Raw genomic sequence first — 21,028 nt, 5'->3', positions numbered from 1 at the left:
CGCCTTGGCCCTTGCCTTGCGGCCAAGCCGTCAGGTGACAAAAGCGGGGACATTCCCGATACCTGCCCTAATCCACGCCTAATTTACTGATCTTTCAATTTGGGTTCGCTGGGACCTATATTTGTTTATTTTTAAGTTGAATTATATATATAGATATTCTATATGTATAGCCATGGCCGCACGTTTGCCACTGTTACACAAGACGCCCTTTGTCCTGGACGCCCCTCTTGCACGAGGCGACCAGCGCCCATGCCGGACTGTTGAGTGTCTCCCGCGCGTTCCGGTCCCTGAGGCTGCCGCAACTCATCGCCGCCAATCTCCCGTTGCGCCAACGCCAGCGCGGCTTTGCTGAAGCCCAGTTGGTGGAAACGATCCACCTGCTTCAGGCAGTGGGCGGGGAATGCCCCGATGACCTGCGCCTTTTGGTTGGGGACGATTGCCTGGCGCACGGTCTGGGCTACGCGCTGCCCAAGGCCACGGCGGTGCGGGAGTTTCTCGAACGCTTCCACGACGAGAAATTGGAAACCATGCAGCCCGCGCGGGCGGTGCAAAAGAGTTTCATATTTCCGTCCAGTGCGCCAATCCAAGCCTTACAGGAAGTGCAACGGGGCTTGGTGTGGAACGTGGCTAAACGCTATGCGCAGCAAGGGCAGGCGCAACGGATCGCCACGGTGGATCAGGACGCGACGATCATTGAAAGTCACAAGACGGCGGCCTATGCCCACTACGAGGGCGGCCAAGGCTATCAGCCCATGGTGGCGGTGTGGGCGGAAGCCGATTTGGTGTTGGCAGACGAGTTGCGGGACAGCAATGTGCCGGCGCAGCAGGAGCCCCTGACGTGCGCGCAACTGGCGTTTGCCGCGTTGCCAGCAACGGTGAGCCAACGGTATTTCCGTGGGGATTCGGCCTGTCATGAGCACGGGTTGCTGGCGTGGTTGAACCATGCGGATCGGCAAACGGAACCGGGCGGCCGGATTGGCTTTGCGGTCAGTGCGGTGCTGAGCGAGCCCCTGGCGGCGGCGCTGCGGAAGGTGGCGGAAGGCGATTGGCAAACCTTCGGAAGCGAGGCGGACGGCACGTTACGACAGTGGGCGGAAGTGGACTTTGTGCCGGGGGAAAAAGTGGAGCATAAGGACCGCCAGCCGCTGCGGTATGTGGGGCTGCGATTGCGCAAAGCGCAAGGGCTGTTGTTTGCCGACGGCACCGACCGGCATTTTCATGCGGTGGTGACCAATCAGGCGATCAAGGGGGGCCGATTGTTAGCTTGGCATCGGGAGAAGGCGGGGACGGTGGAACACACGCATGATGAGGTGAAGAATGAGCTGGCCGGGGGGCATGTACCGAGCCAGCGGTTTGGGGTCAATGCGGCGTGGTTCAAGTTATCGCTGTTTCCCATCATTATTGCGACTGCGCGCCCGAATCAATTATTCACAGCCGTCGGTTCCGGCGCTGGCGTTTTACTGGAGAAACCGATGGATATTCCGACACTGTTGCGTACCATCGCTAAATTGTTGGACGAATCAGCCGAAACCCGTCTCCATCGCCTTGCTGGGAGCGACGCGGGCTTTTATCATATCTCCAAACGGATAGAATAGGGGACTATGATACCTACGAATAATGCCCAGGAATATATATTCTTTCACCGGTTGAAGCCGAAGCGGGACTCACCGGCCAACTTTTTAGGGTATCTTTGTTGACGTCTTATTCTGCTGTCCCCGTGTTCCACCACCACCGTCATCCACGCTCCACCCAGCGCCCAGCGCCTTAATGAGCGTCACACTGGCGACCAGACGACGGGCACTGAGTTGCACAACGGTCTGTTCGTGGGCCAACGCGGCATTTTGGGCGGTGGCGACATCCAAGTAGGTGAGCAAGCCACCCTTGTAACGCAAGAGAGAAATTTCGAGGGTGCGGCGGGCAGACTTGAGCGCGGCATTTTCAGCGTCAAATTGCCTGGCCAGCAGGCGTTGGGCGGCAAGTTGATCCTCGACTTCCTGGAAGGCATTCAAAACGGTCTGCCGATAATTGGCGACGATGGCATCATAGCCAGCCCGCACAGAGGCGAGTTGGGCGCGATTGCGTCCGCCGGTGAAGAGCGGTAGCTGCAATGAAGGCCCCACCGACCAAACACGACTCGGCCAGGTGAAAACCATGCCCGCGTCAATGGATTGAAAACCAGCGAGCCCACTGAAGATGACCCGCGGATAGAAGGCCGTGGCGGCCACGCCAACGTCGGCGTTGGCCGCAGCCATCCGGCGTTCGGCGGCGGCGATGTCCGGGCGGCGTTCCAGTAACTCGCTGGGCAACGAAAGCGGGACGCCGGGAGCCGCGACCAAATTGGTCTTCGCCTCGTTAATGATGAAGCTCATGGCTGGCTGCCCGCAGAGCGTCGCCAGCGCGTGCCGGAGGTTGGCGCTTTGCAGATCCACCGCCGGTAATTGCGCCTCGGTGGATTTAAGCTGGGTTTCAGCCAGCGACACATCGAAATCGGTGGCGATGCCGTTCGTATGCCGATTCTGCGTCAGGTCGAGGGAGCGCTGATAGGATTTAATGGTTTCCTCGTACAAGCTGCGGGTCTCTTCAAGCGACCGCAGCGTAAAGTAATTGAGGGCGACTTCCGCCTGAATCGCGAGGTTGGCAGACTCCAAATCATCCGCAGCGGCGGTCAGGCGGGCGCGCGCGCCTTGCACCCCATGGCGGACGCGGCCCCAAAGGTCGGGTTCCCAACTCGCTTCGAGCGGAGCCGTAAACGTGTTGTACATGGAACTCTTGCCGGTGAGCATTTTCTCGCTGGTACGCTGGCGATTGGCGCTGGGGACAACTGAAAGTTGAGGAAAGATATCCGCACGCGTCACGCTGACCAGGGCGCGCGCCTGCTCAATATGCGCGAGCGCGGCAACCAACTCCTGATTGCCGGCGGTCGCCAGTGTTTCAAGGCGGTTCAATTCCGCGTCACCGAAAATTTCCCACCATGCACCCCGCGGCAGGTGCGCGGAGGGTTCCGCCGTTTTCCACTCACCCAAATGATTGGTGGTTCCAGTAAAAGTCGCAGGTATTGCGTTCGTGCCGAGTGCCGATGGCCGCTGATAATTCGGCCCCACGGCACAGCCAGCCAACAGGACGACAGCGCAGGCGCTGCTGAGAAATAGTGTTCGTTTGATTTTCATAGGCCAAGTTTCCTCAAATTTCATCAGGCGGGTGCGAGTTGAAGTTTGCGCCCGCGACGCCACGCTTTAAAGCGCTGTCCCAGGCTCTCGAATGCCAGGTAAATCACCGGCGTCGTGTAAAGCGTGAGGGTCTGCGAGAGCACCAAACCGCCGACCACCGCTATGCCAAGCGGTTGGCGCAACTCGGAACCTGTGCCGATACCAATCGCCAGCGGAATCGCGCCGAATAACGCAGCCATCGTGGTCATCATGATTGGCCGGAACCGGATCACACACGCTTTATAGATGGCATCCCGCGGACTGAGCCCTTCGTGGCGCTCCGCTTCGAGCGCGAAGTCAATCATCATGATGGCGTTTTTCTTCACGATGCCCATCAGGAGTATGATGCCGATGAAGGAAATCAAGGACAGGTCAAACCCGCCAATCATGAGGGCAAGCAAGGCGCCAACACCGGCAGAGGGTAGCGTGGAGATGATGGTAAGCGGATGAATCAGGCTCTCGTAGAGCATGCCGAGCACCACATAAACCGCGATCAGCGCTGCGGCGATCAGCAGCGGCATGTTGGTCATGGAGGCGCGAAACATTTGCGCCGTGCCTTGAAAACTGCCCTGCACGCTGGAAGGCATCTGAAGGTCCCGAACCGCCTTTTCAATGACTTCAGTGGCCTGCCCAAGCGCGACTCCCGTAGCCAGGTTGAACGAAATCGTAACCGCCGGGAACTGGCCTTGGTGATTCACCGAGAGAAACGTGTTCTCCGTTTTAAACTTCGCCACCGTCATCAACGGCACCTGCACTCCGTTCGTGGAACGGACATAAATTTTGCTGAGCGCGGAGGGGTCCTGCAAATACCCCGGCTCCACTTCGAGAATGACATGATGCTGGTTGTATTGCTGATACATCGTGGAGACCTGGCGCTGGCCAAACGCATCATAGAGCGTATTGTCTATCGCGATGGGTGAAACGCCGAGACGCGAGGCGGCAGCGCGATCAATGACAATCGTGGTTTGCAAGCCACGCGTCTGCTGATCGCTGTTGACATCCCGCAGTTCCGGTGAACGGCGAAGTTGTTCCGTCAGCCGCGTGGACCAGAGATTGAGTTCATCCAGATTGCCGGATTGCAGCGCGTATTGGAATTGCGCCCGGCCCATCCGCCCACCGACACGGATATCCTGTGACGCCTGGAGAAACAGGTTCATGCCAATGACCTCGCCCAGCTTTCGGCGCAGGCGGGCGATCACCTGATCCGCGCTCACTTTGCGTTCGGCCAGCGGTTTTAAAGTAATGAACATGCGGCCGTTGTTGACCGTGGAACTGCCGCCGCCACCCGAACCTAGGAAAGATCCAACTGTGGCCACCGCCGGATCGTTCAGAACGATTCGCGCCACCTTTTGCTGAAGCTCCGCCATCGCGGGAAAGGAGATATCCTGAGCCGCGTCAGAGGCCCCCATCAGGATGCCGGTATCCTGTTGCGGAAAGAATCCTTTGGGAACCGCCTGGTAAAGCCAGATGGTGGCAACCAATGTGCCCAAGGCAATCATCATCATGAACCCGGGATGACGCAGCACCCATTTCAATCCGGTTTCGTAATGTCCAAGCAACCAGTTAAAACTACTTTCGCAGGCACGGTTGAAAAAGCCCGGTTTCTTATAGGAAGCCTCCGCTTTCAGGAAGCGGGAGCAGAGCATTGGTGTGAGCGTCAATGAAATGACGCCGGATACCAGAATAGCCAAGCTCACCGTCACGGCGAACTCGTGAAATAAGCGCCCGATCAATCCCCCCATAAACAGCAGCGGGATGAACACGGCGATGAGCGAAGTACTCATGGAGATGACCGTGAACCCGATCTGTTTAGCCCCTTTAAATGCCGCTTGCCTCGGCGTATCGCCGAGTTCAATAAAACGATGAATATTCTCGATGACCACGATGGCGTCATCCACCACAAAACCAACGGAAATGGTGACCGCCATGAGCGAGAGATTATCAATGCTGAAATGGCACAGGTACATGAAGGCGAACGTACCGGCCAGCGCCAATGGTACCGTGATGCTGGCAATAAACGTCGGCCAGAACCGCCGCAAGAAAAGGAAAATGACCATCACCACCAGCGCGATGCTGAGCTGGAGCGAGAGTTGCACGTCATGAACGGAGGCGCGGATCGTCGTTGTCCGGTCGCTCAGTTCGGTAATTTTCACGGACGGAGGAATCCATTTTTCGAGTTGTGGCAGAATCGCGCGAATCCGGTCCACCGTTTCAATCACGTTGGCCCCCGCCTGCTTGAAAACGATCACCAACACCGACCGGTTCGTGCCCGCCCAACCCGCAACCCGGGAGTTCTCGACGCTCTCGACAGCCTGGCCCAGTGCGTTCAACTTGATGGGAACACCACGCTGCTGCGTAAGAATGAGATTATGATAGTCCTTGGCATCTTGAATTTGATCATTACTGACCAGTGTATAGGAGTGATATTCCCCATCAAAACTGCCTTTGGGCAAATCCACATTCACCTGACTGAGGAGGGTGCGAACATCCTCCAAGCTGAGCCCAGCCGAGGCGATCGCGCCGGGATTGACCTGAACGCGCACGGCTGATTTGTCCGCGCCGCTGATGTTGGCCTGACTGACACCTTCCACCTGACTCAATCGCTGGCCAATGATGGTATCAGCGTACTCAAACACCTGGGTGGGCGGCAGCGTCTCCGACCGCATCGCCAGAATCATGATGGGGGCATCGGCCGGGTTGACTTTCCGGTAGGTCGGCGGGCTGGGCAGGTTAATCGGCAAATCCGCCGCTGCGGCGTTAATGGCAGCCTGTACGTCGCGTGCCGCGCCATCCACTTTGCGATTTAAATCGAACTGAATGGTGATGGAACAACCGCCCAAAGTACTGACCGAAGTGATTTCAGAAACCCCGGCGATCTGGGCAAGGCGACGCTCCAATGGTGCCGCCAGCGACGACGCCACGGTGGCCGGATCCGCGCCCGGTAACGAGGCTGAAACACTGATCATCGGATAATCCACGCGGGGAATGGCCGCCACCGGCATGAAATGATAGGCCACGATACCAAGCAAAAACAGACCGATGGCCAGCAGCGAGGTGCCAGCCGGGCGGCGAATAAATGGCGCGGAAATATTCATGAGCGTCCAAAAGAAGTCCGAACTCCGAACCACGAACGCCGAAAGAAAGCCGAGATCCGAATTACGAATTTCGGAGAAAGCGCAAACAAAATTCCCAAGTTTGAATTCATAATTGGACAGGCGGGTTTGGCCCGGTGAAAGCCGGCGCGGTAGCCATTCCTTCGGTTTCTTCCACCCGCGTAACCGCGCGTCCACCCCGAGCCCAGCGCCCCAACCGATCCAGATAGAGATAAACGACCGGCGTGGTGTAGAGCGTGATGAGTTGCGAAAGCAACAGGCCGCCCACGATGGCAATGCCGAGCGGACGGCGCAGTTCGGAACCAGTGCCTTCCTGCAACGCCAAGGGCAACGCGCCGAGCAGCGCCGCCATGGTGGTCATCATGATTGGCCGGAACCGCAGCAGACACGCTTGGTAAATGGATTTCGCCGGCGGCAATCCTTCCGTGCGCTCGGCATCCAGCGCAAAATCAATCATCATGATCGCATTTTTTTGCACAATGCCAATCAGTAGAATGATGCCAATGAGCGCAACGAGCGAAAGACTCTGGCCCGTCACCATCAGTGCCAGGAGCGCACCCACGCCGGCCGACGGCAGGCTCGATAGAATTGTGATGGGATGCACATAGCTCTCATAAAGCACCCCCAATACAATGTAGATCACGATAATGGCGGCAAGGATCAGGAACGGTTCACTTTCCAGGGATGAGCGAAACTCGGCGGCGCTACCGCTAAACGTGGCCACCACCGTCTCCGGCAGACCGATTTCCTTTTCCGCAGCCTGAATGGCCTTCACGGCCTCACCGAGTGAACTGGCCGAATCGAGATTAAAGGACAGCGTCACCGCCGGGAACTGCCCCTGATGAACGATGGTTAGCGGCGCAGTGGCAATGCTCACGGTCGCAAAGGCGCTCAAAGGCACCATCTGCCCGGTCGCAGACTTGACGTAGATTTTACTCAAAGACTCCGGAGAAAGTTGATATTGGGGGTCCACTTCAAGGATGACCCGGTATTGGTTGAGTTGTGTGAAGATGGTCGAGACCTGGCGTTGCCCGAAGGCGTCATAGAGGGTGTCATCAATAGCTTGCGTAAGGACGTTAAAACGTGACGCTTTCTCGCGGTCCACTTCCACTTTGACCTGAAGGCCCCCCGATTGTTGATCCGTGGCGACATCCACCAATTCAGGCTTGTTCCGCAGCGCGGCCAACAGTTTCGGTGCCCAATTAGAGAGTTCGACCACATCTGCATCTTGCAGCGTATATTGAAATTGAGTGCGGCTGACACGGCTGTCAATCTGCACATCTTGCGCCGCCTGCATAAACAAGGAAATGCCCTCCACCGGTTCCGTTGCCGCGCGCAACCGGCCAATGATCTCATCCGCACTGGCTTTGCGGCGATCGCGCGGCTTGAGATTGATGTATAATCGGCCCGAATTTACGGTCGCATTCACGGTGCCAGCGCCAACAAACGATGCCACGCTTAGCACGTCCGGATCCTGACGCACGATTTCTGCAATGGTGCGTTGTCGTTCGACCATGGATTTGAACGAAATGGACTGCGCTGAATCTGTAACGCCGATGATCAACCCCGTGTCCTGCTGTGGCAACAGACTCTTGGGAATGATGACATAAAGCCACACGGTGGCCACCATCGTGGCAATGGCCACGGTCAACGTGAGTGCCTGATGTCTTAGCACCCATTGCAGGCTGCGATCATACGCGTCAAGCAGTCCTTGGAACATCCGGTCGGTGGCCAGATACAAGCGTCCGTGCTTCGACTTATCATCCACCGTCAGCAGTCGCGCGCACATCATTGGCGTCAACGTCAGCGATACGATGGCCGAAACCACTACTGCCGCGCTTAAGGTGATCGCAAATTCCCGGAACAGCCGCCCCACAATACCGGTCATGAAAATCAGCGGAATGAACACTGCGATCAGCGAAAAACTCAACGAAATAATGGTGAACCCGATCTGCTTCGCGCCCTTTAGTGCCGCTGCCATCGGACGCTCTCCCGCTTCAATATAGCGTACAATATTTTCAATCATCACGATGGCGTCATCCACCACAAACCCCGTGGAAATCGTCAGTGCCATGAGCGATAGGTTATCCAGACTGAACCCAACCAAATGCATGATGCCAAACGTGCCCACAATGGTCAGCGGCAGGGCCACGCTGGGGATAACGGTCGCCCAGAATTTTCGCAGGAACACGAAGATCACCATAACCACCAGTAAAACTGCCAATACTAGCGTAAACTGCACGTCAGCCACAGAGGCACGAATCGTTTCCGTGCGGTCAGTGAGAATGGAGATCGTCACCGACGGGGGAATGGACAAGCGCAACTTCGGCAACAATGCCTTTACCCGGTTGGCAGTTTCAATGATGTTCGCCCCGGGCTGGCGCTGAATATCCAGGATCACCGCCGGTTTGCGGTCCACCCAGCCCGCCAGACGCACATTCTCGACATTGTCAATCACATCGCCAATATCCCGCAGACGCACCGGAGAACCTTTTTTATAGGCGATGATGACATCGCGAAATTCTGTGGCAGAAAAAATCTGATCGTTGGCGTTGATGGAGTACGACTGACGTTTTCCATCGAAGCTACCCTTGGGGGCATTGACGTTGTTTTGCACCAACGCGGCCCGCACGTCTTCAAGACTGAGTCCTTGCGCGGTTATAGCCAGGGGATTAATGCGAACCCGTACCGCAGGCTTCTGGTTGCCTTCGATGGTGACAAGCCCGACCCCAGTCACTTCACTGAGCTTCTGGGCAATCAGCGTATCCGCCAAGTCGTTGACCTTTTCCAGCGGGAGGGAGTCCGAACTGATTTGAAGCGTAAGGATAGGCGTATCTGCCGGATTCACTTTGCTATAGGTCGGCGGATTGGGCATTTTCGGCAGCACCCCGTTAGCGGCATTCATGGCCGCCTGAACGTCTTGTGCCGCCGCATCAATATCACGGTCGAGCACGAATTGCAGCGTGATACTGGCGTTGCCAAAGGAACTCACCGACGTCATCAGCGCCAGCCCGCTGATCTGGCCGAATTGCCGCTCCAACGGTGTGGTGACAGACGACGCCATCACCTCGGGACTCGCCCCAGGATACTGTGCGGTGACTTGAATGGTCGGGAAATCCACCGGCGGCAGCGATGAGATCGGCAGTAGCGTATAGCCCAGCGCCCCCATCAAGAGGATGCCTGCCATCAAGAGCGAGGTGGCAATCGGGCGATGAATGAATGGCTCGGAGATGTTCACGGCTTGGCTTTCTTGGTTCCACGAGTACCGCCATCATCGCTCGCACCCGCAGACTTGGGCCGGCGACCTCCACGCTCACCCCCCTGACCAGAGCCGGATGCGTCGGCCGTTTTGACCTTGGACCCTTTCTGCAACTTGTACTGACCGTCCACCACCACGCGTTCTCCGGAATGAAGGCCATCCTCGATCAACGCTTCCCCCTGTTCAATCTGGGCGACTTTGATCGGCCGAATTTCCACCGTCTGATCTTCCTTGATCACAAATGCAAAGGCGCCTTCCGGCCCGCGCTGCACCACGGACGCCGGCACCACGGCACTGCCTTTGCGAACGTTCACTAACAGCCGCGCGTTGACGAACTGCCCCGGCCAGAGACGCAAATCGGTATTCGGGAAAGTGGCTTTCAGCTTGATAGTGCCGGTGGTGGTATCTATCTGGTTGTCAATGACGGTGAGTTTACCTTCGCCCAGCACATTGACGTTATCCCGCCCAATCGCGAAAACCGTGAGATCAGCGGCCAAGGATGCTTGTTTTTGAATTTTCCCCAGCGTTTGTTCGGGCAATGTGAAGACGACGGAGATTGGTTTCAACTGGGTGATTACCACCAGACCAGTCGCGTCGCTGGCGCGAACCATGTTGCCCTGATCCACCAAGCGCATGCCGATGCGCCCATCAATGGGAGAGACAATGGTGGTATAGGCAAGCTGGACTTTTGCGCTCTCAATGGTGGCTTGGTCCGCTTTCACCGCCGCCTCCAACTGATTTACCTGTGCTTTCTGCGTGTCGAAGACTTGTTGCGTAACCCCCTCGTTCGCCAGCAAATCACCATAGCGTTTCAGGTCTGCCTTTGCGTTTCCGAGCAGGGCTTCATCCTGCCCCTTCTTGGCGACCGCCTGATCCAATACGGTACGGTAAGGGTCTGGATCTATTTGCACAAGAACGTCGCCAGCATGAACCTCTTGACCTTCCGTAAAGGCCACTTTCACAATCTGCCCATCCACCCGGGCACGGACCGTGACCGTATTGAATGCCTGAACCGTACCCAACCCTTCCAGGTAAATCGGTACATCCTTTTCGGCGACCACACCCGCCACGACTGGCACTGGCGGCATTTCTCCGCGCGCAAAGCCTGAAGGCTTTTTTTCGGCCGGTGCATTATGGGTACTCCACCAATACGCTGCCGCCGCAATCAATGCGCCAACCATGAGGATTACCACCCATTTTGTAACGGATGAGTTATGCACTGGAGCGGCTTCACCACCGTTGGCCGATGGAATCTTACTGTTCATTTCATTTTGGAGAGCCATAGATTCTTTCTTGGTTACTTCGTTGCTAGGTTTCGTTCTTGGTGGATAGATGACCGTTGCCGGGAACTGTGTTCCCGCCTTGCCTCCTGGTTTGACATTTCATTAGCGGACGGTAACGAAACGAGTGTTTGCAGATGTGCCTCCATCCGTTGGAGCAGGCCAAGCATGGTTTCCTGTTCATGTGGTTCGAGGCCACCCATCAGTGACTGTATCCGTTCCGCATGACCTTCCAACACCTTGGCCATGAGTGTACGTGCATGCGGCGTCAGGCTGAGATGGCGTACCCGCAAGTCCGTCTTGGAAGGTTTGCGTTCCACAAACCCCAGCCGTTCCATCCGATCCACAACGCCAGTCACGCTGGGCGGCTGAATGAATAAACGGCTAGCCACCTCCTTCAAGGACAATTCCATTTCGCCTTTCAGTTCCGCCCGCTGCAGCACCCGCAAGATACCCCACTGCGACGCACTGATGCCAAACCGCGCAAAATAAGGGTCCTGCACCTGCCGCAGCAATCCCCACGACCGCAAAAATGAATGGAAGACTGCTTCCGTCACCGCGGCTCTGGGCTTATCGCACGTTCGCTTCATGTTCAATTCGTTAGCTAACTAAGTACTTTTTAGAGTCTTGTCAAAAGAAATTTACCAGAAAAGCAACACCTTCAATGAATATCCCAGGCTGGGAAAGCTTCTTCTTAAGTTTAAGACTGGCTAATATATCATGGTGCCAGCTTGGCCAGGTCAATCACGGCATGGCGGATGCGTTGGCGCTTCCACGTATAAACCGTATGCACCAAACCATCGCTGGCTTGAATCACGGCGGGATAGGAGTATTCGCCCGGTTCGTTTTCCAGCACCAAGGCGGCCTGCCAATCCTTGCCATCACGGGAAATGGCCACGTTGAGCGGTGTGCGCCCCTTGGGTGTATGATTGTAAACCAGCAAATGCCGGCCATCGCGCAAAGTGACCGCGTCGGTACCGGCATTCGGGTTCGGCAGCGCCGTCAAGGTCATCGCCCCCCAGGTCTTTCCGCCGTCCTGGGACCAAATCTCAAAGATGCTTTTCTGTTTGGTGCGCCCGATGGCCTGCAATTGGCCGCCGGGATGAAACAGGATGCTCGGTTGGATAGCACCAATGGTCTTGCCATCGTTGACGGGTGCGCTGGCCGTCCAGGTTTGCCCGCCATCCGGGCTGCGCTCAAAGTGGACGCGCCAACCGGCGTGCTCGGTGCTGGTGGGGCAAAGGAGATCGCCATTGAGCAGTTGCACGGGCTTGTTCTTGATCGGGCCAAAGATGCCGTCGGGCAGACGGCGCGCCGCGCTCCAGGTCTGGCCATCATCGGCGGAGGTGCGCAGCATCCCCCACCACGCGGCGGGGTTGGGACCAACCTTGTAGAACAGCATCAAGGGGGCATTTTTCGGCTGGAAAAGCACGGGATTCCAGCAGGGATACCGTAGTTCTGGGGTCTGCACGCCGTCGGCCACTTCCACGGGCGCGGTCCAACGCCCGGATTCCAAGCGGGATAGCCAGATACCAACGTCGGGTTTACCCTCGGCCTGACCGCCAAACCAGGCGGCCAGGAGTTTGCCGCCGGAGGTTTCCACAATCGTGGAGGCGTGGCACGAGGGAAACGGCGCGGTTTCGTAGATGAATTCGCTTTTCAGCAGGCTCGGTTGGGCATCGGCCGCCAGCAAACTGCCAAGTTGCCCAGTCAATATGGCAAAGGTGATGAGGGAATGTTTCATGATGGTGTTTTGTTGCATTCGCTGACGGAGCCGCGGCTTACGGCGTCTCCAACGCCCGCAGCACAGAGGTGGTGACGGTTTTCGCGAGGATCTGGTAAGCATCCGACTTCCAATGAAATTGGTCGCCGCGGGCCAATTCCAATTTTGTTGCAAGCAACGTGTAGAAATCATTGATTGGCACCTGCAGCTCCTGCATGACCTTCGCGGCCATGCGATTATGGTCAAGGATGATGGGGTTAATCGCCGGGTCCAGTTCGGTGGGTTTGCCTTTCACCGTGACAGGCGTACTGCTGGCCCAGATGATTTTGGCGCGCGGCAGCTTGGCGCGGATGACTTCCACGTAAGCCTTAGTCAACGGCTCGAAGGTACCCTCTTTAATGCGCCCTGCTTGCCATCCGTGCAGGCCCATGTTGAAATGCACAACGTCGTACGGACCTTGCGCAAGCACTTCGGCCAGGAGTTGGTTCAAATGCGTTGATTGCGAGTAGGGATTGACCCAGGCATCCACGTACGCCTTGCCATCCAGTGCGGAAGCGACGGCCTTGAAGTAGCCATTCAGAATGGAATCGCCGATCAACAGGACACGCGGGCGTTTGGCATCGGTAATCTTGGCTTTATCCAGCCGCCACCCTTTGCCATCGGCTTGCAGGCGCGAGTCGGTTTCCTTGGCAGCGGGCAGGTTCGTCGCTGGCGCGCCAAAGGCCAGTTGTCCACTGAATAAGACCAGAACGAACCATAAGTATGTGTGTTTCATGGCGTGAATATTTCCATAAAGACAACGTAAAGCCAAGCAAAGTTCCATCGTCTTCTTAATTAATGCGCCCCGATTCACTTGGCCCGGGGATTCTTGTAATAATACAGATGCCCGTCTTCCGCACCACCCAGAAAGTCCGGGATGCCATCGCCGTTGAAATCCACGACGGTGGGGCTGACATCGTGCCCTTCGATGTTCTGATTCACGAGCAGACCCATATCCCGGAAGAACCATTTACCATCGCGCGCATCCACCTGGCGCATAAACTTGGCGTTGGCGGCGTTCAACAGGAGATCGAGCTTGCCATCGCCATCCCAATCCACAATGCAGAGCTTGCGACGACCGCTCTTGCCCGCACTGCCAGAATTCAGGCGGAGCGGCTGGCCCTGCTCATCGCAAAAGACACGCTTGGGGGAAAGCAGCACCAATCTGCCATCCCGGCGGGCACGTTCAAACAGGCACAGATAACCTTCGTGATCCAGCATGACGAGATCCATCAGGCCGTCTTTGTTCCAATCCACGGCCACGGGCGTGGTGCGCCATTGGGTGAGCAGTTCCTTGCCGTTGGGACGCTGCCATCCCCAGGCGAGCGTTGGTTGCGGGCCGTCCCACTCGACCTCGATGGGTTGCACGGCGGCGAGCTTGGGAGCTTTGCGCGTGCCAACGTTGCGATACCACACCACCTTGCCCCAAATGGAATTGACGATCAGGTCGGGCAAACCATCACCGTCCCAGTCCGCCACCGACAGCGTGGTGTAGCCCCACTTGGCTTCACACGGCCCCTGAATGCTGCCGTTCGGGCCCGCCATGATGCGGAGAATTTTACCATCGGCTTCGAGCAATTTGGGCGCAGCCCACTTGGGATGCTCCACGCCGGGGCCACTGAGGTTTTCGAAGAAAGCAATATGGCCAGCCGAATCGCCGCAAATGATATCCGTGTCCCCATCGCCATCCCAGTCGAACCCAACCGGCGTGGCGAGCGCGCCAAACTTCAAATCCTCGGCTTCCTGTTGAAAATAGCGCGGCGCCAGAAACTGCGGAGTGCCATCAGCGGCGAGTTTTCCGGTGTTTTCAATAAAGGCCACCCGGCCATCCTCATCTCCAACGATCAAATCCACATATCCATCCTTGTTCCAATCAATCGCCACCGGAGTAATCATTTCCAGGGCCATGGTCAAAGGTTGTCCATCAGGCAGTTTGAGCTTTTTACCAGGAGCATACTTCGGCGCGGTACGCGTCCCAATGTTTTCAAAGAAGGTGAAGCTATCCCGAAACTCACCGCAAATCAGGTCCAGCTTGCCAACGTCGCGAAAATCCGCAAAACACGGCGAAGGCCACCCAAAGGTTTCCACCGGTTGGTCGCCCGCCATGACTTTCACGGGAGTATCATACTTGGGCTCAGCGGTGGTCCCCAGATTGCGGATGAAAAAGACAAAGCCTCTGAGCGGACCATTCGTCCAGCGCCCGCTTGCGTCGTAAGCGTTGTCCCAGCCGTACTCGGTCCAATCATCCGCGCCCTCCACCAGGTCCAACTTGCCATCGCCATCATAATCCACGTACCGCCAGAAGTTGCCGCGCACCTTTTTGGGGTGGATATTTGCGGGAAGCGGCAACTTCACTGGGTTTTCCAGACCGGTTTTCAGGAAATCCGGATACTCCGCCGCGGGAGTCAAGATCCGTGCGTGATCATCCACCATGGACACTTGGGCAAACTGCAGCCCCTTGCTAATCCTACGCCCCGGCTTGAATATCGTCATGGGATCGCCGGAGGCATTCTCAAAGAAATACGTACCATTATAAGGCTTATCGGGGCAATCCACGACGAGGTCGAGCTTGCCGTCACCATTAAAATCCATGGGTAACGGAAACGCCCACAAGCCGACCCCAAGGTCCACGACAAGCCCCGGATTATTATATTTAAGCCGCTGCAGCGCCTGGTCAGCGGGCGGAGCATCGGACTGTGTCTTGACACTGTCAACGTCCGGTAACAGCAGGAGTGTGCCAGTCCAATTACCCTGCGGCAGTTCCACCTCCTGTCCCGCTTGAACGGCGCGGCAATAGATCGTCATCTTGGTTTTGCCGCTATCCGTGTACTGGAAGGTGGTTTCCGGCACGGCCTTCCAGCCATCGAGAGCCACCTTCGTTTTCGCCTGAGGAATCACTGCGAACAGTGTCGTATCACGAGCTGGCGTGACGTGAATTTTAGGCAGCTCACCTCCGGCAGTCTGCGTGAAACGCCAGCCCCGAAACTTCTCCGGCACGCTCTGCCAGACGTAATTACGGTTGGAAAAGGCGCGTTCCCCATCCACCAACCGTTGCAGCGACCAGCCATGCCCAGAGAGTGTAAAATCCGGAGCGGCGGCATTTTGTTTTTCAGCAGACCATGCCGGGAAAATTAGACTGATCCCAACTATCAGGGATGAGACGAGTGGATGGGCTCTCATGTGACTTTGAGGTTTAATTGTTGGAGCACCGCGCGTACTTTGGCGCGCTCCGGTTCATGGAAACGAACGAACGGCTCCGCCATGAAATCATCGCAAAGCCCTAATAATGACGCGGCGCACTTCATGCCCTTGACGACGGCGGAAGCATGCCGTCCCACGCAATAAACTTCACCAAGTTTGGTAAGCTTGGGCTCCAGCAACGCGAGCGTTTGCGCATCCCCGCGACTGGCCGCCTCGAACAGTTTTACGTATAATTGCGGCCAGATATTGGCACCACCGTTGACACCGCCGTGCCCCCCACAGCGCATGGATTGCACCAGTAGGTGTTCCGGCCCGATCAATACCGTCCAATCCGGCCGTTGCCGGGTAAACGGCATCAGTTTCTTGAAATACTCCATATCCCCGGAACTGTCTTTGATACCCACAATGCGTTCCAGATGCATCACCCGGCGAATGGTTTCCGGCTCGAACATCACCTTCGTCATCTGCGGCATATTATAAAGGAACAGCGGTAATGGCAGTTCCGGCACCAGGTGTTCGATATATTCCAACAGCTCAGGCTGGCCAGCCGGAAAGTAATACGGCGCGGAAGTCACCACTGCCTGCGCGCCCGCCTCGGCGGAGTGCCGTGCCAGGCTCACTGATTCGACAAATGAAGTATCCGTGATGCCCACCAGGACCGGAACCCGTCCTTTGACCTGGGCGCACACACGGGTAATCAACTCGCGCCGCAAACGGTAACTCAGGCTGGGTGCTTCCCCGCTGGTGCCCAGAATAAACAGCCCATGCACTCCACCGGCAAAAATATGTTCAATCAACCGCTCGAGGCCGGCAACATCCAGCGTATCGCGCCCGCACAGCGGGGTGATCATCGGCGGAACGATGCCCCGCAACGGTTGTGAAAATAGCTTTTCGCTCGTAATCATTCTGAAAAAGAAATACCATGGGACGATTGAATTGTCTTTTGTTATTGTCTAGTGGACAATTTTGAACAGGCAAGGCAGGCTGGTCTACGAATCGAACATGGAAGAAATTAGAGGCATTGACATTGGCCTGCCGCTCATTGCGCATATCGGGGCGATCCGCTGCCACAGCACGCGGTACATCCCCTGGCATTCGCACGCTGGCTTTGAACTGCTGTTCCTGTTGAAAGGCGCCACCGCCTACGAGGTCAAGGAGGCGGCTACTTGCGAACTAACCGGCGGACATTTTGTGGTGGTGCCGTCCCGCGTCATTCATCGCGGGGTCCACAATGTGCGCATGCCCTCCACGATTTGCGGCATTGAATGCGCCACCTTGGCCAACGGCAACCCGCGCCATACGCCATTTGAAAAAACGACGTTGCATCAAATACAAACCACCCTCTCGCATGCCGCGCTGAGCGTGCGTATGATGAGTCGTGAATTGAAAACCAGCATCGCGCGGTTGCTGGATGAAATGGGCGCGTATTCCCCCGCGTCGCCAGACCCCATCATTCGGGCCTCCTTGCGCAACCTGGCGTGTGCCGCCCTCATCGAAGCCACTCGCCTGTTGAGCACGCCCACCACCGCGCGACCAGATGAACTCGTGGCTGCCGCCAAAGCATACCTGCACCGGCGTTACCAGGAACCGGTGCGGATGAACGACCTGGTGAAACATATCGGGCTGAGCAGGGCGCGCATGTTCGACCTATTCAAAACCGTCACGGGTACCACGCCCAATGATTACTTGTTGCGTTATCGCGTGGAACAGGCCCGAACCCTGCTCAGCACCACCCAGGATTCCATTACCGAAATCGCCTTCGCCGTTGGATTCTCCTCCAGCCAGTATTTTAGTTACGTCTTTCGCCGTTACACCGGGGAAACGCCGCTTGGCTACCGGCGTGGCAACACTTGACCCAAAAGGAACGCAATACACCTGCGGCCAAAAAACTTCCATGGTTTGGCAAAAGCAGGTTAGCCACTTTAGCGGCAAAACCGCTAGCGTAGCGTAGCGGATGAGCCAAATATTCAGTATGAGCCCGAAAGTTGTCTGGGGCCCTGGCTCCACGGGACGGCGGCGAAGTTCATCCCATTACAAGTCAACGTGTTGGCAAACGGTCATGGCCCATAAACTAACAACGTGTACGTTTTGCGGGGTGGGTTGCGGTATCTACCTCGAAACCACGGGAAATCGCGTCACCGGGGTGTACCCCAGCATGACGCATCCAAGCAACCGGGGACGCATCTGCGTGCGCGGTTGGAATGTCCATGAGGTTGCCAGTTCACCAGACCGGTTGACGCACCCAATGGTGCGCAAGAATGGCAAGCTCGAACCGGTGGAATGGCCGGAGGCCATCCAGTTCATCGTCACCCGCCTGAATGAGATTCGGAAGAAGCATGGACCGGATGCGCTGGCCTTCTGCAATTCACCGCGCTGTTCCAACGAGGAAAGCTACCTGCTGCAAAAGCTGGCGCGGTCCGTCATCGGCACCAACAACGTGGAGCATGGCACCGGGGTGTACAGCAATAATTCGGTGGATATCCTGCTGGATATGCTGGGCTGTCCGGCTTCCACCAACTCCATCGGCGAACTGGCCAAAAGCGAAGTCATCATCGTGGATGGTGTGGACCTCGCCCAGCAGATGCCCACGATTGGCGGCTGGGTGATTCGTGCCAAACTGGCCGGGGCCAAACTCATTGTCATTGATGCCCGGCGGCATCGCCTGGCCGAACTGGCAGATCATCTGCTGCTGATCCGGCCCGGCAACCGCGTGACGCTGTACGGCGCAATGGCCAAGATCATCCTGGATCGCGGCCTAATGGATCACCAGTTCATCCGGCATCATTGCCGGGAATTCGAGGCGTTTGCGAGCGAGGCACACCAATATGACCTGTTGAACGCGGCGGAGATTTGCGGCGTCCCGGCGGAATTGATCGAGGCGGCGGCGGTGACGTACGCCAAGGCCAAGAGCGCAGCCATCCTGTATTCCACCGGCGTGGAGGCGCGCGGCAAGAACAGCGTGCGCAGCATGATCAACCTGGCGCTGATGACCGGCAACATCGGGCGGCCGGCCTCGGGCATTTTTGCGCTGACGGAGCATAACAACCTGCAAGGCGTCTGCGACATGGGCATGTTGCATGATCGCCTGCCCGGTTACCAACCCGTGGAGGACGCCAGCGCCCGGCAGCGCTTCGAGCAACTCTGGAAAACGCCGTTGCCCACCACGCCGGGTGTGGAAGCCCGCCGCATCATGGAGAACGCGGTGGATGGCAAAATCAAGGGGCTCTGGCTGCTGCGGTACGACCCGGTGACGACCGCGACGTTTTGCGACGCGGCGCACGCCCTGGAAAAAATGGAACTGGTGGTCGTGCAGCACCTGTTCGAGACCAGCACGATGCGTTACGCGCATGTGGTGCTGCCGGTGGTGGCCTTCGGCGAAGAACAAATCACGTTCACCAGCACCGATCGCCGGATTCAGATGGCCAATAAGATCATCGAACCGCCCAGCGGGCCGGTGCCGGCCTGGAAACAGATCACCGAAATCGCACACGCGTTGGGTGCGGACTGGGGCTACCAATCCGCCGCTGAAATCATGGAAGAGATCGGACGGGCGGTGCCGTTTTACAGTGGCGCCTCGCATGAGAATCTGGCGCGGGATTACGGTCGCCAATGGCCCTGCACCACCGACAAACCACTCGGCACCACCTATCTGCACGAGGACGGCATCCCGGGCAAGCCGTTCAAGTTTGTGCCGGTGCCCAAGCCGGAAGATCTGGGCAAGGCACCGCCGGACTATCCCATGGCGCTAATCTTCGGCCACGCCCTGTATTACTGGCATCAGAACGTATTGATCAAGCACAGCGAAACACTCAAGCGCGAGTTGCGGGTGCTGCTGCTGGATTACCCGGATGGATTCGTGGAAATCAATGATGAGGATGCCAAGCAACTGGGGATCCGCGACGGCGCGAAAATCCGGGTGGTGGGGCACCGGGGCGCCTATGCCACGGCGGCGCGCGTCACGCGCGAGGTGCGCACGGGCACCATCGTGGTGCCGTTCTTCGTCAAAGAAATCGAAAAGGAAGTGCGCGGCGACGCCCCCACCTTCAACCTCGGAAATTTAAGCCGCCCGTTCTACGTGCGTTTGGAAAAGGCCTGACCATGCGAGCCCGAATCATTGCCCAAGCCGACGTGATGAAGATTGTGGATCTGCTCCGCCAGGAACACGAGGTCATCGCGCCCTTTGTCGGCCACGGGCGCGACAGCTATTTCGACGTCGTCACCGACGCGAATCAAAACCAGATCCAGCTTCATCTCGCCAATCCCTACCATCCGCCCAAGCGGTTCGTCTTCCCGCAGATCGAACGGCTGTTCCGTTTTCAAAAGACGGACGGCAAAATCAGCGTGGAACCCAACTACGACGAGCGGAAGCGCGCCATCTTCGGCATCCGCTCCTGCGACGTCGCCGGCATTCAGCATCTTGACCGCTTCTTTCTGGGACGCGACTTCCGGGATGTCTATTACGAGAAGCGCCGCCAAAACCTGTTCCTGGTGAACATGGTGTGCACGGACACCGCGGTGGATATCAACGACGAATGCTATTGCCTGTGTTCCGATACCGGCCCGGCGGCCCGCGATCATTTTGACCTGCAATTGATGGATCTCGGGCAGGGCGAATTCATGGCGGTAGCTGGCAGCGCGAAAGGCGAGACGCTCTTTGCCGACCCGATTTTCAAACCGGGCACTCCCCAACACGTTGAGCGCCGGCGCGTCATTCTGGAGGAAGTGCGCAAGCGGTTCAAGGTCACCACCGGCTGGTTCTCCGCCACCGTCCGGTACATCAGCCAGGGAAAAATCCTGGAAAAAACCTGGGGGGAAATTGGCAACCGTTGCCTGGAATGTGGCGGCTGCACCTACGTCTGCCCCGCCTGCACCTGTTTCACCGTGTCCGATCGCAAAGTCGGGAACAGCGGCGAAGTGGAGCGCATGCGCCTGTGGGACGCCTGCGCACTAGGCGGCTTCACGCGCATGGCGGGCGGGTTCAACCCGCGCCGCGCCGTGCATGACCGCCGCAACCGCCGGGTGTTCCGAAAACTGGCGCATTATTTCATCCAGCGCGAGCTATCCATGGCCTGCGTGGGCTGCGGGCGCTGCGCCGCCGTATGCCACGGGGATGTCGGCATGCCCAGCGTGGTCGAGATGATCCGCCGCGCCACCGCCGAACAAGATAAACCTGACTCCATGAAAGTGGCCAACTCAACCTGACCGAA

13 protein-coding genes are annotated in these 21,028 nt (G+C 57.4%); 4 read left to right on the top strand and 9 right to left on the bottom strand.

Annotated features, from left to right (window positions below; translation table 11 throughout):
• Positions 1-209: 209 nt before the first annotated feature.
• Positions 210-1,595, top strand: coding sequence for a transposase (locus WCO56_09995; protein MEI7729891.1), 1,386 nt, complete (start codon positions 210-212; stop codon positions 1,593-1,595).
• 84 nt (positions 1,596-1,679) lie between these two features.
• On the opposite strand, the gene WCO56_09990 is transcribed toward WCO56_09995, so the two are convergent.
• From WCO56_09990 to WCO56_09950, 9 genes are all read right to left on the bottom strand, one after another.
• Positions 1,680-3,167, bottom strand: coding sequence for an efflux transporter outer membrane subunit (locus WCO56_09990; protein MEI7729890.1), 1,488 nt, complete (start codon positions 3,165-3,167; stop codon positions 1,680-1,682).
• A 23-nt stretch (positions 3,168-3,190) separates the two neighbouring features.
• Positions 3,191-6,301 carry an efflux RND transporter permease subunit gene (locus WCO56_09985; GenBank protein MEI7729889.1) on the bottom strand — a complete coding sequence of 1,037 codons (3,111 nt, stop codon included), beginning with the start codon at positions 6,299-6,301 and terminating at the stop codon, positions 3,191-3,193.
• A 106-nt stretch (positions 6,302-6,407) separates the two neighbouring features.
• Entirely contained in the window at positions 6,408-9,557 is a 3,150-nt protein-coding gene (locus tag WCO56_09980) for a multidrug efflux RND transporter permease subunit (GenBank protein MEI7729888.1), read from the bottom strand.
• A complete protein-coding gene (locus tag WCO56_09975) occupies positions 9,554-10,843 on the bottom strand; it encodes an efflux RND transporter periplasmic adaptor subunit (GenBank protein ID MEI7729887.1) in 1,290 nt (429 codons plus the stop codon). The genes WCO56_09980 and WCO56_09975 overlap by 4 nt, the downstream gene beginning before the upstream one ends.
• 32 nt (positions 10,844-10,875) lie before the next feature.
• Positions 10,876-11,448: a MarR family transcriptional regulator gene (locus WCO56_09970; protein MEI7729886.1), complete on the bottom strand. Its 573-nt coding sequence runs from the start codon at positions 11,446-11,448 to the stop codon at positions 10,876-10,878.
• Between the two features lie 128 nt (positions 11,449-11,576).
• Positions 11,577-12,602, bottom strand: coding sequence for a sialidase family protein (locus WCO56_09965; protein MEI7729885.1), 1,026 nt, complete (start codon positions 12,600-12,602; stop codon positions 11,577-11,579).
• 37 nt (positions 12,603-12,639) lie between these two features.
• Positions 12,640-13,356 carry an SGNH/GDSL hydrolase family protein gene (locus tag WCO56_09960; GenBank protein MEI7729884.1) on the bottom strand — a complete coding sequence of 239 codons (717 nt, stop codon included), beginning with the start codon at positions 13,354-13,356 and terminating at the stop codon, positions 12,640-12,642.
• Between the two features lie 74 nt (positions 13,357-13,430).
• On the bottom strand, positions 13,431-15,800 hold the full coding sequence (locus WCO56_09955; GenBank protein MEI7729883.1) for a VCBS repeat-containing protein: 2,370 nt from the start codon (positions 15,798-15,800) through the stop codon (positions 13,431-13,433).
• Positions 15,797-16,726 carry a dihydrodipicolinate synthase family protein gene (locus tag WCO56_09950; GenBank protein ID MEI7729882.1) on the bottom strand — a complete coding sequence of 310 codons (930 nt, stop codon included), beginning with the start codon at positions 16,724-16,726 and terminating at the stop codon, positions 15,797-15,799. The genes WCO56_09955 and WCO56_09950 overlap by 4 nt, the downstream gene beginning before the upstream one ends.
• A gap of 97 nt (positions 16,727-16,823) precedes the next feature.
• Here WCO56_09950 and WCO56_09945 point away from each other — a divergent pair, with 97 nt between their 5' ends.
• From WCO56_09945 to WCO56_09935, 3 genes are all read left to right on the top strand, one after another.
• Positions 16,824-17,675, top strand: a complete 852-nt coding sequence (locus WCO56_09945) for an AraC family transcriptional regulator (GenBank protein MEI7729881.1) — start codon at positions 16,824-16,826, stop codon at positions 17,673-17,675.
• 205 nt (positions 17,676-17,880) lie between these two features.
• Positions 17,881-19,917 (top strand): molybdopterin-dependent oxidoreductase, encoded by a 2,037-nt coding sequence (locus tag WCO56_09940; GenBank protein MEI7729880.1) that lies wholly within the window; start codon positions 17,881-17,883, stop codon positions 19,915-19,917.
• A 2-nt stretch (positions 19,918-19,919) separates the two neighbouring features.
• Positions 19,920-21,023 carry a 4Fe-4S dicluster domain-containing protein gene (locus WCO56_09935; protein ID MEI7729879.1) on the top strand — a complete coding sequence of 368 codons (1,104 nt, stop codon included), beginning with the start codon at positions 19,920-19,922 and terminating at the stop codon, positions 21,021-21,023.
• Positions 21,024-21,028 lie beyond the last annotated feature (5 nt).

The organism is Verrucomicrobiota bacterium, assembly GCA_037139415.1.
GTDB lineage: Bacteria > Verrucomicrobiota > Verrucomicrobiia > Limisphaerales > Fontisphaeraceae > JBAXGN01.
This window is presented reverse-complemented; position numbering and strand designations above follow the sequence as displayed.